This window comes from Streptomyces sp. NBC_01077, from assembly GCF_045162855.1.
Taxonomy (GTDB): domain Bacteria; phylum Actinomycetota; class Actinomycetes; order Streptomycetales; family Streptomycetaceae; genus Streptomyces.
Window position 1 is genome coordinate 7,855,666 of the sequence record NZ_CP108669.1, and the last position, 17,498, is coordinate 7,873,163.

The 17,498-nt window shown below is 71.8% G+C and carries 17 protein-coding genes; 14 read left to right on the forward strand and 3 right to left on the reverse strand.

The annotated features are described in order from the left end of the window. Window positions 1-29 precede the first annotated feature (29 nt). Window positions 30-692: an HdeD family acid-resistance protein gene (locus OG462_RS35435; RefSeq protein ID WP_406064131.1), complete on the forward strand. Its 663-nt coding sequence runs from the start codon at window positions 30-32 to the stop codon at window positions 690-692. Between the two features lie 130 nt (window positions 693-822). Continuing rightward, window positions 823-1,344, forward strand: coding sequence for an ATP-binding protein (locus OG462_RS35440; RefSeq protein WP_406066842.1), 522 nt, complete (start codon window positions 823-825; stop codon window positions 1,342-1,344). Here OG462_RS35440 and idi read toward each other — a convergent pair. From idi to OG462_RS35455, 3 genes are all read right to left on the reverse strand, one after another. Further along, a complete protein-coding gene (gene idi / locus OG462_RS35445; protein WP_406064132.1) occupies window positions 1,310-1,939 on the reverse strand; it encodes an isopentenyl-diphosphate Delta-isomerase in 630 nt (209 codons plus the stop codon). The genes OG462_RS35440 and idi overlap by 35 nt on opposite strands. A 153-nt stretch (window positions 1,940-2,092) precedes the next feature. Further along, window positions 2,093-3,340 (reverse strand): GNAT family N-acetyltransferase, encoded by a 1,248-nt coding sequence (locus OG462_RS35450; protein ID WP_406064134.1) that lies wholly within the window; start codon window positions 3,338-3,340, stop codon window positions 2,093-2,095. Between the two features lie 195 nt (window positions 3,341-3,535). Beyond that, window positions 3,536-4,477, reverse strand: a complete 942-nt coding sequence (locus OG462_RS35455; protein WP_406064136.1) for a cation diffusion facilitator family transporter — start codon at window positions 4,475-4,477, stop codon at window positions 3,536-3,538. A 415-nt stretch (window positions 4,478-4,892) separates the two neighbouring features. On the opposite strand from OG462_RS35455, the gene OG462_RS35460 reads away from it, so the two are divergent. From OG462_RS35460 to OG462_RS35515, 12 genes are all read left to right on the forward strand, one after another. After that, complete coding sequence (locus OG462_RS35460; RefSeq protein ID WP_406066843.1) at window positions 4,893-6,683, forward strand: DUF5941 domain-containing protein; 1,791 nt, start codon at window positions 4,893-4,895, stop codon at window positions 6,681-6,683. After that, window positions 6,680-7,417, forward strand: coding sequence for a sugar phosphate nucleotidyltransferase (locus tag OG462_RS35465; protein ID WP_406064138.1), 738 nt, complete (start codon window positions 6,680-6,682; stop codon window positions 7,415-7,417). The genes OG462_RS35460 and OG462_RS35465 overlap by 4 nt, the downstream gene beginning before the upstream one ends. Next, the gene (locus tag OG462_RS35470) at window positions 7,405-8,466 is read left to right on the forward strand and encodes an iron-containing alcohol dehydrogenase family protein (RefSeq protein ID WP_406064140.1); all 1,062 of its coding nucleotides are present in this window, start codon (window positions 7,405-7,407) and stop codon (window positions 8,464-8,466) included. The genes OG462_RS35465 and OG462_RS35470 overlap by 13 nt, the downstream gene beginning before the upstream one ends. Beyond that, window positions 8,444-9,223, forward strand: coding sequence for a CDP-alcohol phosphatidyltransferase family protein (locus OG462_RS35475; RefSeq protein WP_406064142.1), 780 nt, complete (start codon window positions 8,444-8,446; stop codon window positions 9,221-9,223). The genes OG462_RS35470 and OG462_RS35475 overlap by 23 nt, the downstream gene beginning before the upstream one ends. A 47-nt stretch (window positions 9,224-9,270) precedes the next feature. Then, window positions 9,271-10,116, forward strand: coding sequence for a glycosyltransferase family 2 protein (locus tag OG462_RS35480; protein ID WP_406066844.1), 846 nt, complete (start codon window positions 9,271-9,273; stop codon window positions 10,114-10,116). Between the two features lie 49 nt (window positions 10,117-10,165). Then, window positions 10,166-11,095: an ABC transporter permease gene (locus OG462_RS35485; RefSeq protein ID WP_406064144.1), complete on the forward strand. Its 930-nt coding sequence runs from the start codon at window positions 10,166-10,168 to the stop codon at window positions 11,093-11,095. A gap of 1 nt (window position 11,096) precedes the next feature. Continuing rightward, window positions 11,097-11,879, forward strand: a complete 783-nt coding sequence (locus OG462_RS35490; RefSeq protein ID WP_406066845.1) for an ABC transporter ATP-binding protein — start codon at window positions 11,097-11,099, stop codon at window positions 11,877-11,879. Between the two features lie 117 nt (window positions 11,880-11,996). Further along, window positions 11,997-12,644 carry a TetR/AcrR family transcriptional regulator gene (locus tag OG462_RS35495; RefSeq protein WP_406064146.1) on the forward strand — a complete coding sequence of 216 codons (648 nt, stop codon included), beginning with the start codon at window positions 11,997-11,999 and terminating at the stop codon, window positions 12,642-12,644. Between the two features lie 313 nt (window positions 12,645-12,957). Continuing rightward, the gene (gene hpnC / locus OG462_RS35500; RefSeq protein WP_406064148.1) at window positions 12,958-13,869 is read left to right on the forward strand and encodes a squalene synthase HpnC; all 912 of its coding nucleotides are present in this window, start codon (window positions 12,958-12,960) and stop codon (window positions 13,867-13,869) included. Next, entirely contained in the window at window positions 13,866-14,816 is a 951-nt protein-coding gene (hpnD, locus tag OG462_RS35505; RefSeq protein WP_406064149.1) for a presqualene diphosphate synthase HpnD, read from the forward strand. Before hpnC ends, hpnD begins: the two co-directional genes overlap by 4 nt. A gap of 82 nt (window positions 14,817-14,898) precedes the next feature. After that, window positions 14,899-16,299, forward strand: coding sequence for a hydroxysqualene dehydroxylase HpnE (hpnE, locus tag OG462_RS35510; protein WP_406064151.1), 1,401 nt, complete (start codon window positions 14,899-14,901; stop codon window positions 16,297-16,299). Next, window positions 16,296-17,396, forward strand: coding sequence for a polyprenyl synthetase family protein (locus OG462_RS35515; protein WP_406064153.1), 1,101 nt, complete (start codon window positions 16,296-16,298; stop codon window positions 17,394-17,396). Before hpnE ends, OG462_RS35515 begins: the two co-directional genes overlap by 4 nt. Window positions 17,397-17,498: the final 102 nt, after the last annotated feature.

The window sequence follows — 17,498 nt, forward strand, 5'->3', positions numbered from 1 at the left end:
AAGAAGGGGTCGTCCCGAGGAGGCACCGCATGGCCAAGGACGCCCACGAGACGCACGAGGACCCGGATCCCGTACGGGACATGGTGCGCGAGGGGAAACGGCTCAACCGGAGCTTCAGCTGGCTGGCCGTGCTCGGCGTCCTGCTCGTCCTCGGGGGTGTCGTCGGCCTGATCTACACGGGCCTCGCCACCCTGACCTCCATGCTGCTCTTCGGCTGGCTGCTGCTGATCGGCGGGTTCGTGGGGCTGCTCCAGGCGATCCAGTCGCGGGGCACCAGCTACTTCTGGCTCGCGGTGGTGGTGGCCGCCCTGAACATCGCCGCCGGGGTCGTGGTGATCCGTCACCCGGAGGGCTCGGCGGAGGCGCTGACGATGTTCGCCGCCCTGCTGTTCCTGACCGGCGGTCTGTTCCGGCTGGTCGGCAGTGTGGTGGTGCGCGGGCCGCAGTTCGGCTGGACCCTGCTCCAGGGCGCCTTCGGGCTGCTGCTCGGTCTGCTCGTCCTGTTCGACTGGCCGGACAGCAGCCGGTACGTTCTCGGGGTCTTCTTCTCGCTCGCGCTGCTCTTCGACGGCCTCGGCCTGGTCGCCATCGGGGTGGGCGGGCGACGGATCGTCGGTATGGTGACGCCGACACCGGTGTCCGACGTGCCCGCGGAGCCGTCAGAAAGCGAACCCGATCGGTCGAACAACTGACGTCGGCATACTCACCCGATCAGAAAGCGGCCGATAAGTGTCGACTTCTGGTCAGTAGGCCGGTCCGCCCGCGCGCATTGCCAAGACTCGATCCGTGGCGAGAATCGAGCACGAGGGTGGGAACCGTACCGTGGAGAACCACGGGGGTGGCCCCACCCGGCAACCGTCCTACGAAGGAGTCTGGCGCTTCACCGCTGCCGCGGTCGACGTCTCCGTCCCGCAGGCCCGGCACGCCGTACGCGACCTGCTGGTCCGCCAGGGAGTCCCCCTCCATGAGGAGATCATGGACGGCCTGCTGCTGATCGTCTCCGAGCTGGTCACCAACGCCGTGCGGCACGCGGCGCTGCTCTCCCCGGAGATAGCGGTGGAGGTGGCCATCGGCCCCGAGTGGATCAGGGTGTCCGTCGAGGACAACCACCCGTACCGCCCCAAGGCCCTTGAGGCGGACTACGGGCAGACGGGCGGCCGCGGACTGCTTCTGGTCCGCGAGATCGCCCAGGAGGCCGGCGGCGCCTGCGACGTCGAGCACACCGCGAGCGGCGGCAAGATCATCTGGGCGGCGCTGCCCCTGGCCCCGATGGCACCGGGGCCGGGAGCCGCGATCCACCAGCCGGTCGTCACCAGCCCCCGGACGGACCCGTCAGTTCCCTGACGGCCGGACGCGCCGCGTCGAGCACCGTCATGAACCAGGCGGAGAAGGGCGCGGCGGCATGGCGCTCGGCCAGCTCGGCGGCGGTCACGAAGACGGTGTCCTCGATCTCCTCCGGGTCCGGCCGCGGCTCGGCCTGCACGAGGCCGACGAAGAGGTGGTTGAACTCCTGCTCCACCAGGCCGGAGGCCGGGTCCGGGTGGTTGTAGCGGACGGTGCCCGCCTCCGCGAGCAGCGTGGGCGAGACGCCGAGCTCCTCGAAGGTCCGCCGGGCCGCCGCGGCGAACGGCGCCTCGCCCGGGTAGGGGTGGCCGCAGCAGGTGTTCGACCAGACGCCGGGGGAGTGGTACTTGCCGAGCGCCCGGCGCTGGAGCAGCAGCCGGCCCGACTCGTCGAACAGGAAGACGGAGAAGGCGCGGTGCAGCAGGCCGGGCGCCTGGTGGGCGGCGAGCTTCTCCGCCGTGCCGATGGTCGTCCCGTCCTCGTCGACCAGTTCGAGCATGATCGGCGCCGGGGCTTCGGACGGCTGGACGCCGTTCGAAAGGATCTCCGGCATCTCCGGCGAGATCTGAGCCGCGGTGGCTGGTGTGGTCGGCATACCCATCCTTCGCTTCGGTCCTCGCCCCGGTGGGGCCACCTCAGTCTGCCGTACAAAAGCGGCTTGTCCGTACTTCGGAGGCCGGACGTGGCCGCTCCCACCGCACCGGAGTACAACCGGCGCGATGGGGGCGGAGTGACGGCGACGGGGCGACTAGACCCCGAAAGCCGCCGGATAGACGAGCGTGCCCGGCGGAACGGGTACGGCGTCGTCCAGGACGAGCGCCATCATCGTCTCGTCCGGAGCCTCGAAACCTGGCTTGATTCCGTACTCAGACGCACGTACGAACCCGAACCTCGGGTAGTACTCCGGATGGCCCAGGACGAGCACGAACGGCTCGCCCCGCAGCCGCGCCGCGTCGAGCACCGCCCGGACGACGGCCTGCCCGGCCCCCGTCCGCTGGTACGCGGGCGCCACCGAGACCGGGGCGAGTGCCGCCGCGGGGGCGTCCCCCACCCGGCAGCGGGTGATCAGCGCGTGCGCCGCGATCGAGCCGTCCGGGGCCTCGGCCACGTACGACAGGCCTGGGAGCCAGGCGTCGGGGTCCCGCCGGAGCGCGTCCACCAGATCGGCCTCCGCCTCCGATCCGAACGCGGCCGACACGACCGGCCAGATCGCCGAGGCGTCCTCGCCGGTCTCCGGACGGGTGCGCCACCGCGGATCCGCCGGCCGCAGGACGAAGCCCGCGTACCCGTAGTCGGAGCCGTGCTCGCGCCGCAGCGCGATCTCGGCGCGGGCCCCCGACACCGCCTCGGCCATGCCGGGCACGGTGGTGTCCGCCGCATCGGCGTGTGTGGCGAGCGGACCGTAGTACTCGGCCCAGTCGCTCTCGGGCTGCGGGACGGTCCCCAGGACGTGGTAGCCGGCCCCGATCGCCGCCGCCGAGAGCGCGGCGACGGTACGGAGCGGGTAGTGCTCCTCCCAGAACGCGCGGGCCACGGGGCCGGGCTCCTCGGTGGTCCAGACGCACTCGGTGAGCACCAGGGTGCCTCCGGGTGCCAGCAGCCTGCGCCACTCGGCGAGCGCCCGGTCGAAGCCCAGGACGAAGACCGAGCTCTCGGCCCAGACCAGGTCGAAGGAGCCGTCCGGGAACGGCAGTGCGCCCATGTCGGCGCGGAGGGTACGGATCGAGCCGTCGAGCCCGCGGACGGCGGCGGACCGCCGCAGCTCGGCGAGGAACGGTTCGTGAAGGTCGACGGCGGTCACCTCGGCGCCCGCCTCGGCGGCCAGGAGCAGCGCGGACCGGCCGGGGCCGCAGCCCAGGTCGAGCACGCGCGGACGCTCGGGCAGCATCCCGGAGAGCGCGAGGAGCCGACGCGTGGTGGCGTCGGAACCGGGACCCTGCCGCGGAAGGCCGTGGTGCAGGGTGAAGAAGGAGTCGTGCAGAGCGTTGTCGGACAACGTGGGAAACCCTTTGTGAGAGGGCCCCGGCCGACGACGTGACGGACCGGTGGGAACCGGGATCAGGTCAGCCGGAGACCCGGAGGCTGAGGAAGGACCGGGTGCTGCCGCTCGGGGCAGCCTCCATCGCGACGGTCATCAACCTCAGCTCCTCTCTCCACACGTTCGTGCGAAAAGACTAACAGGGCGCGGTCCTCACAGGCAGAGCTTCGCCTCGTGCTCCGCGTGCCCGACCGGCTCCAGCTGGAAGGTGCAGTGCTCCACGTCGAAGTGCGAGCCCAGGCATCCCTGGAGCGAGTGCAGCATCTTCTCGTGCCCGACCGAGTCGAGCGCGCCCTGGTCCACGACCACGTGCGCGGAGAGCACCGGCATCCCCGAGGTGATCGTCCAGGCGTGCAGGTCGTGGACGTCCTCGACCCCGGGCAGGGCCAGGATGTGCGCCCGTACCTCCGCCATGTCGACGCCCTTGGGGGCCGCCTCCAGGAGCACGTCCAGGGTCTCGCGCATCAGCTTGACCGTACGCGGGACGATCATCAGGCCGATCACGATCGAGGCGATCGGGTCGGCGTACTGCCAGCCCGTGGCCAGGATGATGCCGGCCGCGACGATGACGGTGACCGAGCCGAGCGCGTCGGCGAGCACCTCCAGGTAGGCCCCGCGCACGTTGAGGCTGTCCTTCTGGCCCCGCATGAGCAGCGACAGCGAGATCACGTTGGCGACCAGACCGATCACCGCGAACGCGATCGTGAGACCGCCCTTGGTCTCGGCCGGCTCGATGAACCGCTGGACCGCCTCGTACAGCACGTAGCCGCCGACGCCGAGGAGCAGCAGACAGTTGGCGAGCGCCGCGAGGATCTCGGCCCGCGCGAACCCGAAGGTGCGGTTCCCCGAGGGCGGCCGGTTGGCGAAGTGGATCGCGAGCAGCGCCATCGCGAGGCCGACCGCGTCGGTCGCCATGTGCGCCGCGTCGGCGATCAGCGCGAGCGAGTCGGCGAGCATGCCGCCGATGATTTCGATCACCATCACGGAGAGCGTGATGCCGAGCGCGATGCGCAGCCGGTTCTTGTACGCGGCCCCGGCTGTGCCCGTCGGCGCAGGACCGCCGTGGCTGTGCCCGTGGTCGTGTCCAGCCCCCATGGCGTGGCCTCCAGATCGTGTCGTCACGTGTGCCCCAAGTCGCAAGTGAACTACGGGTGGGGGGTATGCGCAACACGGTACTGAACACCGTTGTCATGTGCTCTGACCTGCGGTGATGCATTCAGGACCGGCCATGGCGGGAAGGCGACGCCGGGGGCCCCCGCGGGCGGCCGCGGCCGTCGTTTTGATCGGCGGGCCACCGATCGCCCATGATGATCTCCGCAGGGCGAGGCGCACCCGCGAGGACGTGCGTGGGCCCGGGGGAGTCCTGCCCGCGAAGCCTCGGTGAACTCACGCTCCGTTCATCCGATAGCCTCAGCCGACGTGTCGCCGCCCCGTGCCGGGCCGCACCGCCGCGCCCGGGGCCGCCATGGGTCCCGCCGGCCCCTCCGCCAGCTCCAAGGAGTGAGTTCGTCTGTCGACCGCCATCCTCACCGGCCCGCCGGCACCCGGATCCTCGCTCGACGGAGATCTGCGGTCGCTCGGCTTCGACGTCCGGACCGCCTCCGGCGCCGATGGGACCGGCGCCCTGCTGGCCACCGTCCCGGCGGGTGAGCGCGTCGCGCTCGTCGATCCCCGGTTCGTCGGGCATGTGCACGCGCTGCGCCTCGCCCTCACCGACCCCCGGTTCCCCGCGGCCGCCGCACCCGGCGCGCTCACCGTGCAGAACGGGGCCCGCCCCGCGCTGGTCCGCGCCCTGACCGCCACCGGGGCCGCCGGCACCGACGACCTCACCGGCACGCTCGCCGACGCCCTCGACGCCGACGGCGTCGCCGTGCACCGGCCCCAGCTCGGCACGCTCGTCGCCGCCGTGCCCACCGACGCCGAGGCCCGCCACGAGGCCCGCGCCGCCGTGGACGCCGTCGACGACGAGGCCGTACGCCTCCGCTCGGCCGTCAAGGCCCACGACGGCTTCTTCACCACCTTCTTCATCAGCCCGTACTCGCGCTACATCGCCCGCTGGTGCGCGCGGCGCGGACTGACCCCCAACCAGGTCACCACCGCCTCGCTGCTCACCGCGCTGATCGCGGCCGGCTGCGCGGCGACCGGCGAGCGCGGCGGCTACATCGCGGCCGGCGTCCTGCTCCTCGTCTCCTTCGTCCTCGACTGCACCGACGGGCAGCTCGCCCGGTACGCGCTGAAGTACTCGACGATGGGTGCCTGGCTCGACGCCACCTTCGACCGCGCCAAGGAGTACGCCTTCTACGCGGGCCTCGCCCTCGGCGCGGCGCGCAACGGCGACGACGTCTGGGCCCTGGCGCTCGGCGCGATGATCCTGATGACCTGCCGGCACGTCGTGGACTTCTCGTTCAACGAGGCCAACCACGACGCCACCGCCAACACGAGCCCCACCGCGGCCCTCTCCGACCGGCTCGACAGCCTCGGCTGGACCGTCTGGGCCCGCCGGATGATCATCCTGCCGATCGGCGAGCGCTGGGCGATGATCGCGGTCCTCACCGCCGTCACCACCCCCCGGATCGTCTTCTGGGCCCTGATCATCGGCTGCGCCTTCGGCGCCTGCTACACCACGGCCGGCCGCGTTCTGCGCTCGCTGACCCGCAAGGCGCAGCGCACCGACCGGGCCGCGCAGGCCCTGGCGGACCTCGCGGACTCGGGGCCGCTCGCCGCGATCACGAACCGGATCCTCGGCCGCACCGGCATCCTGATGCTTCCCCCGCTGGTCCTCGCGCTGATCGCCACGGGCGCGATGATCGCCGCGGCCCTCGCGACCCCCTTCGGGTCCGACCAGACCGTCGTCGCCGCCGTCTTCTACGTGGTGTTCTCCGGCGCAGCCGTCGCCCGCCCCCTCAAGGGCGCCCTCGACTGGCTGCTCCCGCCGCTCTTCCGGGCCGCCGAGTACGGCACGATCCTGATCCTCGCGGCCCGCTCCGAGGTGAACGGGGCCTTGCCCGCGGCCTACGGACTGGTGGCCGCCGTCGCCTACCATCACTACGACACGGTGTACCGCATCCGCGGCGGCACCGGCGCGCCGCCCACGTGGCTGGTGCGCACGATCGGCGGTCACGAGGGCCGCACGTTGCTGGTGACCGTCCTCGCCGCCCTGCTGGCGAGCCGTGGCAACGACTTCACCCTGGCGCTCACCGCCCTGGCGGTCACCATCGCGCTTGTGGTGCTCGCGGAGTCCATCCGCTTCTGGGTGTCCTCCGGAGCACCCGCCGTACATGACGAAGGAGAAACAGCATGATCGGTCTCGTACTGGCAGCCGGTGCCGGACGGCGTCTGCGCCCCTACACCGACACGCTTCCGAAGGCCCTCGTGCCTGTCGACGGTGACACCACCATCCTCGACCTCACGCTGAAGAACTTCGCCGAGATCGGTCTCACCGAGGTCGCGATCGTCGTCGGCTACCGCAAGGAGGCCGTCTACGACCGCAAGGACGCCCTCGAGGCGAAGTACGGCCTCAAGATCACCCTCGTCGACAACGACAAGGCCGAGGAGTGGAACAACGCCTACTCCCTGTGGTGCGCCCGTGAGGTCCTCAAGCGCGGTGTGATCCTCGCCAACGGCGACACCGTCCACCCGGTCTCCGTCGAGAAGACCCTGCTCGCCGCCCGCGGCGACGGCAAGAAGATCATCCTCGCCCTCGACGCGGTGAAGCACCTCGCCGACGAGGAGATGAAGGTCATCACCGCCGAGGGCAAGGGCGTCCAGCGCATCACCAAGCTGATGGACCCGGCCACCGCCACCGGCGAGTACATCGGTGTCACCCTCATCGAGGCCGAGGCCGCCGAGGAGCTCGCCGACGCCCTCAAGGTCACCTTCGAGCGCGACCCCGACCTGTACTACGAGGACGGCTACCAGGAGCTCGTCAACCGAGGCTTCACCATCGACGTCGAGCCCATCGGTGACGTCAAGTGGGTGGAGATCGACAACCACGACGACCTCGCGAAGGGCCGTGAGATCGCGTGCCAGTACTGACCCGGCTGATCCCCTCGCCGGTCGTCGTCGACATCCGCCGGGGAGCGCTGGACGACCTGTCCGCGCTCCTCGCGGACCAGCGGATCTCCAGCAACGGCAAGATCGCCGTCGCCATCAGCGGCGGTTCGGGCCTCAAGCTGCGTGACCACTTCGCCCCCGAGCTGCCCGGCGCCGACTGGTACCCGGTCGCCGGCGGCACCATCGACGAGGCCGTGAAGCTCGCCGACGCCATGCGCGGCAAGCGGTACGACGCCGTGGTCGCCCTCGGCGGCGGCAAGATCATCGACGTGACGAAGTACGCGGCGGCCCGGGTCGGGCTGCCGCTGGTGGCCATCGCCACCAACCTGTCGCACGACGGGATCTGCTCGCCGATCTCGACCCTGGACAACGACAACGGCCGGGGATCCTACGGTGTCCCCACCCCGATCGCCCTCGTCATCGACCTGGACGTGATCAGGGACGCGCCGGTCCGCTTCGTGCGCTCCGGCATCGGCGACGCGATCTCCAACCTCTCCGCCATCGCCGACTGGGAGCTCTCCCACCAGGTGACCGGGGAGCCCGTCGACGGCCTCGCGGCCGCGATGGCCCGCAGCGCCGGCGAGGCCGTACTCCGCCACCCCGGCGGCGTCGGCGACGACGACTTCCTCGTCACCCTCTCCGAGGGCCTGGTGATGTCCGGCATCGCCATGTCGATCAGCGGGGACAGCCGGCCCTCCTCGGGCGCCTGCCACGAGATCAGCCACGCCTTCGACCTGCTCTTCCCGGCCCGCGCCGCCAGCCACGGCGAGCAGTGCGGTCTCGGAGCGGCCTTCGCCATGCACCTGCGCGGCGCCGGCGACGGCTCCGCCCAGATGGTCGAGACCCTGCGCCGGCACGGGCTCCCCGTCAGGCCGGAGGAGATGGGCTTCACCGTGGACGAGTTCGTCCAGGCGGTGTCCTTCGCCCCGCAGACCCGGCCGGGCCGCTTCACCATCCTCGAACACCTCGACCTGTCCGACGACCAGATCAGGGACGCGTACGCCGACTATGCCAAAGCCATCGGTAGCTGAGCTCCGCCCGGTCGTCCACCCCCCGGGTGTGAAGGACCGGCGCAGCGGGGAGCACTGGGGCGGCCGCCTGTACATGCGGGAGATCTCGCTCAGGATCACCCGGCGGCTCGTCGGCACCAGGATCACGCCGAACCAGCTCACGTACGTGATGACGCTCGCGGGCGTCCTCGCGGCACCGGCCCTGCTCGTGCCCGGAATCCCCGGGGCGCTGCTCGGCGCGCTCATGGTCCAGCTCTACCTGCTGCTCGACTGCGTCGACGGCGAGGTGGCCCGCTGGAAGAAGCAGTTCTCGCTCGCCGGGGTGTACCTGGACCGGGTCGGCGCCTACCTGTGCGACGCGGCCGTGCTCGTCGGCTTCGGCCTGCGCGCGGCCGACCCGTGGGGTTCGGGCCGGATCGACTGGCTCTGGGCCTTCCTCGGCACCCTCGCGGCCCTCGGCGCCATCCTGATCAAGGCCGAGACCGACCTCGTCGGTGTCGCCCGTCACCAGGGCGGTCTGCCGCCGGTCAAGGAGTCGGCCTCCGAGCCGCGCTCCTCCGGCATGGCGCTGGCCCGCAGGGCGGCCGGGGCGCTGAAGTTCCACCGGCTCGTCCTCGGCATCGAGGCCTCGCTGCTGATCGTCGTCCTGGCGATCGCGGACCAGGTCAGGGGCGACCTGTTCTTCACCCGTCTCGGTGTCGCCGTCCTCGCCGGCATCGCCCTGCTCCAGACCGTGCTGCACCTGGTGTCGATCATGGTCTCCAGCAGGCTGAAGTGAGGCCTGCCGTGAGTGCGCCGCTCAAGGTGGGAGCCGTCGTCATCACGATGGGCGACCGCCCCGACGACCTGCGCGCGCTGATCGACTCGATCGCCGAGCAGGAGGGCGACCGCGTCGAGGTCGTCGTCGTCGGACAGGGCACCCCGGTCACCGGGGTGCCCGACCGGGTGCGGACCGTCGACCTGCCGGAGAACGTCGGCATCCCCGCCGGCCGGAACGTCGGCATCGAGGCCTTCGGCCCCGGCGGCACCGACGTCGACGTCCTGCTCTTCCTGGACGACGACGGGCAGCTCGCCCACGCGGACACCGTCGAACTGGTCCGGCAGGCCTTCACCGCCGACCCTCGCCTCGGCATCATCACCTTCCGGATCGCCGATCCGGAGACCGGGGTCACCCAGCGCCGGCACGTGCCGAGGCTCCGTGCCTCCGACCCGATGCGCTCCTCGCGGGTGACGACCTTCCTCGGCGGCGCCAACGCCGTCCGCACCAAGGTGTTCGCCGAAGTGGGCGATCTGCCGGGCGAGTTCTTCTACGCGCACGAGGAGACCGACCTCGCCTGGCGCGCGCTCGACGCCGACTGGATGATCGACTACCGTTCGGACATGGTGCTGCTGCACCCCACCACAGCGCCCTCCCGGCACGCCTCGTACCACTTCAACGTGGCCCGCAACCGAGTCTGGCTGGCACGCCGCAATCTTCCCGCGCCCCTGGTGCCGGTGTATCTCGGCGTCTGGCTTCTGCTCACCCTGGCCCGTCGGCCCTCGCTCCCCGCGCTGAAGGCATGGTTCGGCGGATTCCGCGAAGGCTGGAAGACCCCCTGCGGACCGCGCCGCCCCATGAGGTGGCGTACGGTGTGGCGGCTGACCCGGCTGGGTCGCCCCCCGGTCGTCTGACATCGTGGTACCGACGTGCCGCGCATCTTGAACACGAAAGTTTCGACTTGTGAGTGACACACAGCAGGGCGGGGCGGTCGCGACGAGCGCGCCCCCGTCCGTCGACGACGGCCTGACCCCGGCCGCGCTCGCCGAGAAGTACGGGCTCTCGGTCAGCGGCGCCCGGCCCGGACTGTTCGAGTACGTCCGCGAGCTGTGGAGCCGCCGCCACTTCATCCTGGCCTTCTCCTCGGCGAAGCTGACCGCCCAGTACAGCCAGGCCAAGCTGGGCCAGGTGTGGCAGGTGGCGACCCCGCTGCTGAACGCCCTGGTCTACTACCTGATCTTCGGGCTGATCCTGGACGCCGGCCGCGGCATGACCAAGGACGTCTACATCCCGTTCCTGGTCACCGGCATCTTCGTGTTCACCTTCACCCAGAGCTCGGTCATGGCCGGCGTCCGGGCGATCTCGGGGAACCTGGGCCTGGTCCGGGCCCTGCACTTCCCCCGGGCCACGCTGCCCATCTCGTTCTCGCTCCAGCAGCTCCAGCAGCTGCTGTTCTCGATGATCGTCCTGGTGGCGATCGCGATCGCCTTCGGCAGCTACCCCTCGGCCCGCTGGCTGCTCCTGCTCCCGGCGCTGTTCCTGCAGTTCGTGTTCAACATCGGCCTCGCCCTGATCATGGCCAGGATGGGCTCCAAGACGCCCGACCTCGCCCAGCTGATGCCGTTCGTGATGCGGACCTGGATGTACGCGTCCGGTGTGATGTTCTCGATCCAGACGATGCTCGCCGACAAGCCGGCCTGGATCGCCGACATCCTCATGTACAACCCGGCGGCCGTCTACATGGACCTCATCCGCTTCGCCCTCATCGACGGCTACGGCGCGGAGAACCTGCCGGCGCACGTCTGGATGACCGCGCTCGCCTGGGCCCTGGTCTTCGGCATCGGCGGCTTCGTCTACTTCTGGAAGGCCGAGGAGAGGTACGGCCGTGGCTGACATGAACACCAACCGGTCCGACGTTCCCACCGTCATCTGCGACGACGTCCACATCGTCTACCGGGTCAACACCGGAGGCGGCGGCAAGGGCAGCGCCACGGCGGCGCTGAGCCGGATCGTCGGCCGCGGCAAGGCCGAGGTCACCCGGGGCGTCCGCAAGGTCCACGCGGTCCGCGGCGTCACCTTCACCGCCTACCGGGGCGAGGCCATCGGCCTCATCGGCTCCAACGGCTCCGGCAAGTCCACGCTCCTGCGTGCCGTCGCCGGGCTGCTCCCCACCGAGAGCGGCAAGGTCTACACGGACGGTCAGCCCTCGCTCCTGGGCGTCAACGCGGCCCTCATGAACGACCTCACCGGTGAGCGCAACGTGATCCTGGGTGGCCTCGCCATGGGCATGAGCCGCGAGGAGGTGCGCGAGCGCTACGAGGGGATCGTCGACTTCTCCGGCATCAACGAGAAGGGCGACTTCATCAGCCTGCCCATGCGCACGTACTCCTCCGGCATGGGCGCCCGGCTCCGCTTCGCCATCGCGGCCGCCAAGAACCACGACGTCCTCCTCATCGACGAGGCGCTGGCGACCGGTGACCGCAAGTTCCAGATCCGCTCCGAGGAGCGCATCCGCGAGCTCCGCAAGGAGGCCGGCACGGTCTTCCTGGTGAGCCACAGCAACAAGTCCATCCGGGACACCTGCGACCGGGTGCTCTGGCTGGAGAAGGGTCAGCTCCTGATGGACGGGCCCACGGACGAGGTCCTCAAGGCGTACGAGCGGGAGACCGCCCGCTGATCCTGTGCCCCGTGTCGTCGTGCCGCCCCCGCCTCTTCCGGCGGGGGCGCTTCGTTTTCCGCGCGTCGCGCCGCCACCTGGAATGTTCATGCTGGCAACATCGGGCAGGATGAGCCCATGGCAGCGATCTCGGGGGGAAAGACCTATCACCACGGCGATCTGCGCAACGCGCTGATCTGCGCCGCCGTCGACCTGGCCACCGAGGGCGGCCCCGAACGGGTCGTCCTGCGCGAGGCGGCCCGCCGGGTCGGCGTCTCGCCCACCGCCGCCTACCGGCACTTCGACGGCCGGGGCGAACTCCTCCGTACCGTCAGGAGCCACGCCCAGCGCATGCTCGCCGACGCCATGGAACGGGCCGCGGGCCGCGAGCCCGGCGCCGACGACCCCGCCCTCGCGGCGGAGCGCCGGCTCGCCGCCCTCTGTCGGGGGTACGTCGGCTTCGCCGTCGACCAGCCCGGCCTCTACCGGGCCGCGTTCTGCGTGCCCCGCCCGGCCGAGCCCGACGAGCTGACCCCCGGGCAGCAGGTGCCCGAGGCCGAGATCCGCGCGTTCACCCTGCTCCGGGAAGCCCTTGAGGCCCTCGCCCGCGTCGGCACCCCGCGCCCGGCCGTCCGACCGGCCGCCGGTGCCGCAGCGTGGTCGGCCGTGCATGGACTGTCACTTCTCCTGCTCGACGGGCCTCTTCGGCGCCTTCCCGCGCAGCGCAGGAACGCCGTCGTCGAGACCACCCTCGCCATGGTCGTCTCCGGAACGCGCGCCCTCTGACCTCCGTACGGAGCCGAACTCCCTTGCGGTGCGGGAGGGTTGACGACTCGTACGGGTGAGGTCCGGGGCGCCGGGCACCCCGGAATGGCGACGGCCGTCGTACAACGTAAGCTGGACCGGTCTGTTTCGCGGCAAGTAGGGCGATACCCCACGGCCATCGGGCCACCAGGGGGCGGCTCTACGGGCAGGGGTCGGCGGCGTGTCCGAAATAGGATGGATTGACTCGGCAGTGTAGAACGGGAGACGTGACGGCCATGACGCAGAATCTCCAGCTCCACGAGGGTCTCGCCGTCCCTCCGTCGGGCAGTGACCTGTGACGGAAACCCGGCAGGCGCGCACCGACGCCTCCTCGCGCGCCACCCTCGGCAAGGCCGCGGACGAGAACTTCCCCGTGGCCCCCTTCTTCCTGCCCCGGGCCTGGCGTGACGACCTGATGGCGGTCTACGGCTTCGCCCGCCTCGTCGACGACATCGGAGACGGCGACCTCGCGCCCGGCGGCGCCGACGCCCGCCACCTCGGCCTCGACCCCGAGACGGCGCGGGACCGGCTCGCCTTCCTCGACGCCTTCGAGGCCGACCTCCGCCGCGTCTTCGACGGCACCCCCCGCCACCCGCTCCTCCAGGGGCTCCAGCCGACCGTGCGCCGGTGCGGGCTCACCCCCGAGCCCTTCCTCGGCCTGATCGCCGCCAACCGCCAGGACCAGCAGGTCAGCCGCTACGAGACGTACGACGACCTCCTCGCGTACTGCGAGCTGTCCGCCAACCCCGTCGGCCGGCTCGTCCTCGCGATCACCGGCACCGACACCCCCGAGCGGATCCGGCGCTCCGACGAGATCTGCACCGCCCTCCAGATCGTCGAGCACCTCCAGGACGTCGCCGAGGACCTCGGCAACGACCGCATCTACCTTCCCGCCGAGGACCTCCGGCAGTTCCACGTCACCGAGAGAGACCTGGCCGAGCCCACCGCCGGCGCCTCCGTCCGCGCCCTGATCGCCTTCGAGGCCGAGCGGGCCCGCGACCTGCTCCACGCGGGCACCCCGCTCGTCGGCAGCGTCCACGGGCGGCTCCGGCTCCTCCTGGCGGGCTTCACCGCCGGGGGACTCGCGGCGCTCGACGCGATCACCGACGCCGGATTCGACGTGCTGACCGGCCCGCCCAAGTCCACCAAGCCGAGCCTGATGCGCCAGGCAGGAGCGGTTCTGCTCCGGGCGCGGAGAGAGGGGTGAGCGCGACCGTGGAGGCACAGCCCCAGCCGTCCGCACCGGTACAAGCCGCCTACAGCTACTGCGAGGCGGTCACCGGACAACAGGCGCGGAACTTCGCCTACGGAATCCGGCTGCTGCCGACCGAGAAGCGCCAGGCGATGTCCGCGCTGTACGCGTTCTCCCGGCGCGTCGACGACATCGGCGACGGCACCCTCGCGCCCGAGGCCAAGCGGGAACGCCTGGAGGCCACCCGCGCCCTGCTCGACCGGATCCGCGCCGGCGGGATCGACGAGGACGACACCGACCCCGTCGCGGTCGCCCTCGCCGACTCGGCCCGCCGCTTCCCGATCCCGCTCGGCGGCCTCGACGAACTCATCGACGGCGTCCTCATGGACGTGCACGGCGCGACCTACGAGACCTGGGACGACCTCAAGGTCTACTGCCGCTGCGTCGCCGGGGCCATCGGCAGGCTCTCCCTCGGCGTCTTCGGTACCCAGCCCGGCGCCCCGGGCGCCGACCGCGCCCCCGAGTACGCCGACACCCTGGGCCTCGCGCTCCAACTCACCAACATCCTCAGGGACGTACGAGAGGACGCCGGGAACGGGCGGACCTATCTGCCCGCCGACGACCTCGCCAAGTTCGGCTGCGGCGAGGGGTTCGGCAGCGAGACGCCGCCCGCCGGCTCCGACTTCGCCGGGCTCGTCCACTTCGAAGTGCGCCGCGCCCGCGCCCTGTTCGCCGAGGGCTACCGGCTGCTGCCCATGCTCGACCGGCGCAGCGGCGCCTGCGTCGCCGCCATGGCGGGCATCTACCGCCGCCTCCTCGACCGGATCGAACGCGACCCCGAGGCCGTACTGCGCGGCCGCGTCTCGCTGCCGGGCCGCGAGAAGGCGTACGTCGCGGTGCGCGGTCTCTCCGGCCTCGACACCCGCACCATCGCCCGCCGCACCGTCAGGAGGCGCGCCTGATGCTCCCGTACGCCCCCGCCCGCCGGGCAACCCCGGACACCGTCCCGGCGTCCCTGCCCGCGACGACCCGAACGGAGGCCGCGTGACCCACGAAGGAACCGGGCAGCACACCCGGCAGCCCCACGCCGTCGTCGTCGGCGGAGGGCTCGCCGGGATCACCGCCGCGCTCCAGCTCGCCGACGCCGGCGTGGCCGTCACCCTCCTCGAAGGCCGGCCCCGGCTCGGCGGCCTCGTCTTCTCCTTCCGCCGGGGCGACCTCACCGTCGACAACGGCCAGCACGTCTATCTGCGCTGCTGCACCGCCTACCGCTGGTTCCTCGACCGGGTCGACGCCGCCCGGCTCGCCCCGCTCCAGGACCGTCTCGACGTCCCCGTCCTCGACGTCGGGCACCCGCGCGGGCCCCGGCTCGGCCGGATCCGCCGCGACAACCTCCCGGTACCGCTGCACCTGGCGCGCAGCCTCGCCACGTACCCGCACCTCTCCCTCGCGGAGCGGGCCTCCGTCGGCCGGGCCGCGCTCGCCCTGAAGAAGCTCGACCCCGCCGACCCGGCGCTCGACGGCATCGACTTCGCCACCTGGCTCGGCCGGCACGGACAGTCCCCGCGGACCGTCGACGCCCTCTGGGACCTCGTCGGCATCCCCACCCTCAACGCCCCCGCCCCGCAGGCCTCCATGGGGCTCGCCGCGATGGTCTTCAAAACCGGTCTGCTCTCCGAGCCCGGCGCCGCCGACATCGGCTGGGCCCACGTCCCGCTCGGCGAACTCCACGACACCCGGGCCGCGAAGGAGCTCGACGCCCTCGGGGTCCGCACCGCGCTCCGTACCAAGGCCGAGCGGATCTCCCGTACCGACGACGGGCGTTGGGCCGTCGACGTACCCGGCGAGACCCTCGTCGCGGACGCCGTCGTCCTCGCCGTACCGCAGACCGAGACCCACGGCCTGCTGCCCGAGGGCGCCCTCGACGACCCCGACCGGCTCCTCGACATCGCCACCGCGCCCATCCTCAACCTGCACGTGGTCTACGACCGCAAGGTGCTCAAGCGGCCGTTCTTCACCACCCTCGGCTCCCCGGTGCAGTGGGTCTTCGACCGCACCGACTCCTCCGGACTCACCGGCGGCGGCCAGTACCTCGCCGTCTCCCAGTCCGCCGCCCAGGACGAGATCGACGAACCCGTCGCCGCCCTCCGCGCGAAGTACCTCCCCGAGCTGGAGCGGCTGCTGCCCGCCGCCCGCGGCGCCGGGATCCGCGACTTCTTCGTCACCAGGGAGCGGACGGCCACGTTCGCCCCCACCCCGGGCGTCGGCCGGCTCCGCCCCGGCGCCCGCACCCAGGCACCGGGGCTCTACCTGGCCGGGGCCTGGACCGCCACCGGCTGGCCCGCGACCATGGAGGGTGCGGTCCGCAGTGGTTTCAGCGCCGCCGGCGCAGCGCTCTCCGCCCTCGGCCGCCGCCATGACCATCCGCTGCAGGAGGCGGCATGAGTGTGAGTACCGGAACAAGAGGAGAGACCGTGCCGACTGTGCCGCCGGGTAATCCGGCCGTCGACACCGCGGACGTGTCCGCACTGCTGGAGCGGGGGCGGACCCTGTCCACCCCCGTACTGCGGGCGGCCGTCGACCGCCTCGCGCCGCCCATGGACACCGTGGCCGCCTACCACTTCGGCTGGATCGACGCGCAGGGCAACCCCACGGAGGGGGACAGCGGCAAGGCCGTCCGCCCCGCGCTCGCCCTGCTGTCGGCCGAGGCCGCGGGTGTCGCCCCCGAGGTCGGGATCCCCGGCGCCGTCGCCGTGGAGCTCGTCCACAACTTCTCGCTGCTGCACGACGACCTGATGGACGGGGACGAGCAGCGCCGCCACCGCGACACCGTGTGGAAGGTGCACGGACCCGCGCAGGCCATCCTGGTCGGCGACGCACTGTTCGCCCTGGCCAACGAGATCCTGCTGGAGCTCGGCACGGTGGAGGCCGGCCGGGCGACCCGCCGGCTCACCACCGCCAGCCGCAAGCTCATCGACGGCCAGGCCCAGGACATCTCCTACGAGCACCGCGAGCGGGTCACCGTCGAGGAGTGCCTGGAGATGGAGGGCAACAAGACGGGCGCCCTGCTCGCCTGCGCCGTCTCCATCGGTGCCGTCCTCGGCGGGGCCGACGACCGCACCGCCGACAAACTGGAGGAGTACGGGTACCACCTCGGGCTCGCCTTCCAGGCCGTCGACGACCTGCTCGGCATCTGGGGCGACCCGGAGGCCACCGGCAAGCAGACCTGGAGCGACCTGCGCCAGCGCAAGAAGTCCCTGCCGGTCGTCGCCGCCCTCGCCGCCGGCGGCGAGGCCTCCGAGCGGCTCGGCGAACTGCTTGCCGCGGACGCCAAGTCCAACGACTTCGACACCTTCTCCGAGGAGGAGTTCGCCACCCGCGCGGCCCTCATCGAGGAGGCCGGAGGACGCGAGTGGACCTCCCAGGAGGCCCGCCGCCAGCACGCGATCGCGATCGAGGCCCTCGACGAGGTGGACATGCCCGCCCACGTGCGGGCGCAGCTCACCGCGCTGGCCGACTTCGTCGTCGTACGGAAGAGATGATCACCATCACCCTGATATGAGTTCGCGGTCGCCGGCCGGTGCCACGCGGCGCCGGCCGACGGCAGACCCGTAGAAGCAGAAGTAGCCGACTGCGCAAAGGGG

Excerpts from the sequence above, each read along its gene's own strand:
- OG462_RS35435 (WP_406064131.1), top strand. The coding sequence starts at position 30 with ATGGCCAAGGACGCCCACGAGACGCACGAGGACCCGGATCCCGTACGG.
- idi (WP_406064132.1), bottom strand. The coding sequence starts at position 1,939 with ATGCCGACCACACCAGCCACCGCGGCTCAGATCTCGCCGGAGATGCCG.
- OG462_RS35455 (WP_406064136.1), bottom strand. The coding sequence starts at position 4,477 with ATGGGGGCTGGACACGACCACGGGCACAGCCACGGCGGTCCTGCGCCG.
- OG462_RS35465 (WP_406064138.1), top strand. The coding sequence starts at position 6,680 with ATGATCGGTCTCGTACTGGCAGCCGGTGCCGGACGGCGTCTGCGCCCC.
- OG462_RS35475 (WP_406064142.1), top strand. The coding sequence starts at position 8,444 with ATGCCAAAGCCATCGGTAGCTGAGCTCCGCCCGGTCGTCCACCCCCCG.
- OG462_RS35480 (WP_406066844.1), top strand. The coding sequence starts at position 9,271 with ATGGGCGACCGCCCCGACGACCTGCGCGCGCTGATCGACTCGATCGCC.
- OG462_RS35490 (WP_406066845.1), top strand. The coding sequence starts at position 11,097 with ATGAACACCAACCGGTCCGACGTTCCCACCGTCATCTGCGACGACGTC.
- OG462_RS35495 (WP_406064146.1), top strand. The coding sequence starts at position 11,997 with ATGGCAGCGATCTCGGGGGGAAAGACCTATCACCACGGCGATCTGCGC.
- OG462_RS35515 (WP_406064153.1), top strand. The coding sequence starts at position 16,296 with ATGAGTGTGAGTACCGGAACAAGAGGAGAGACCGTGCCGACTGTGCCG.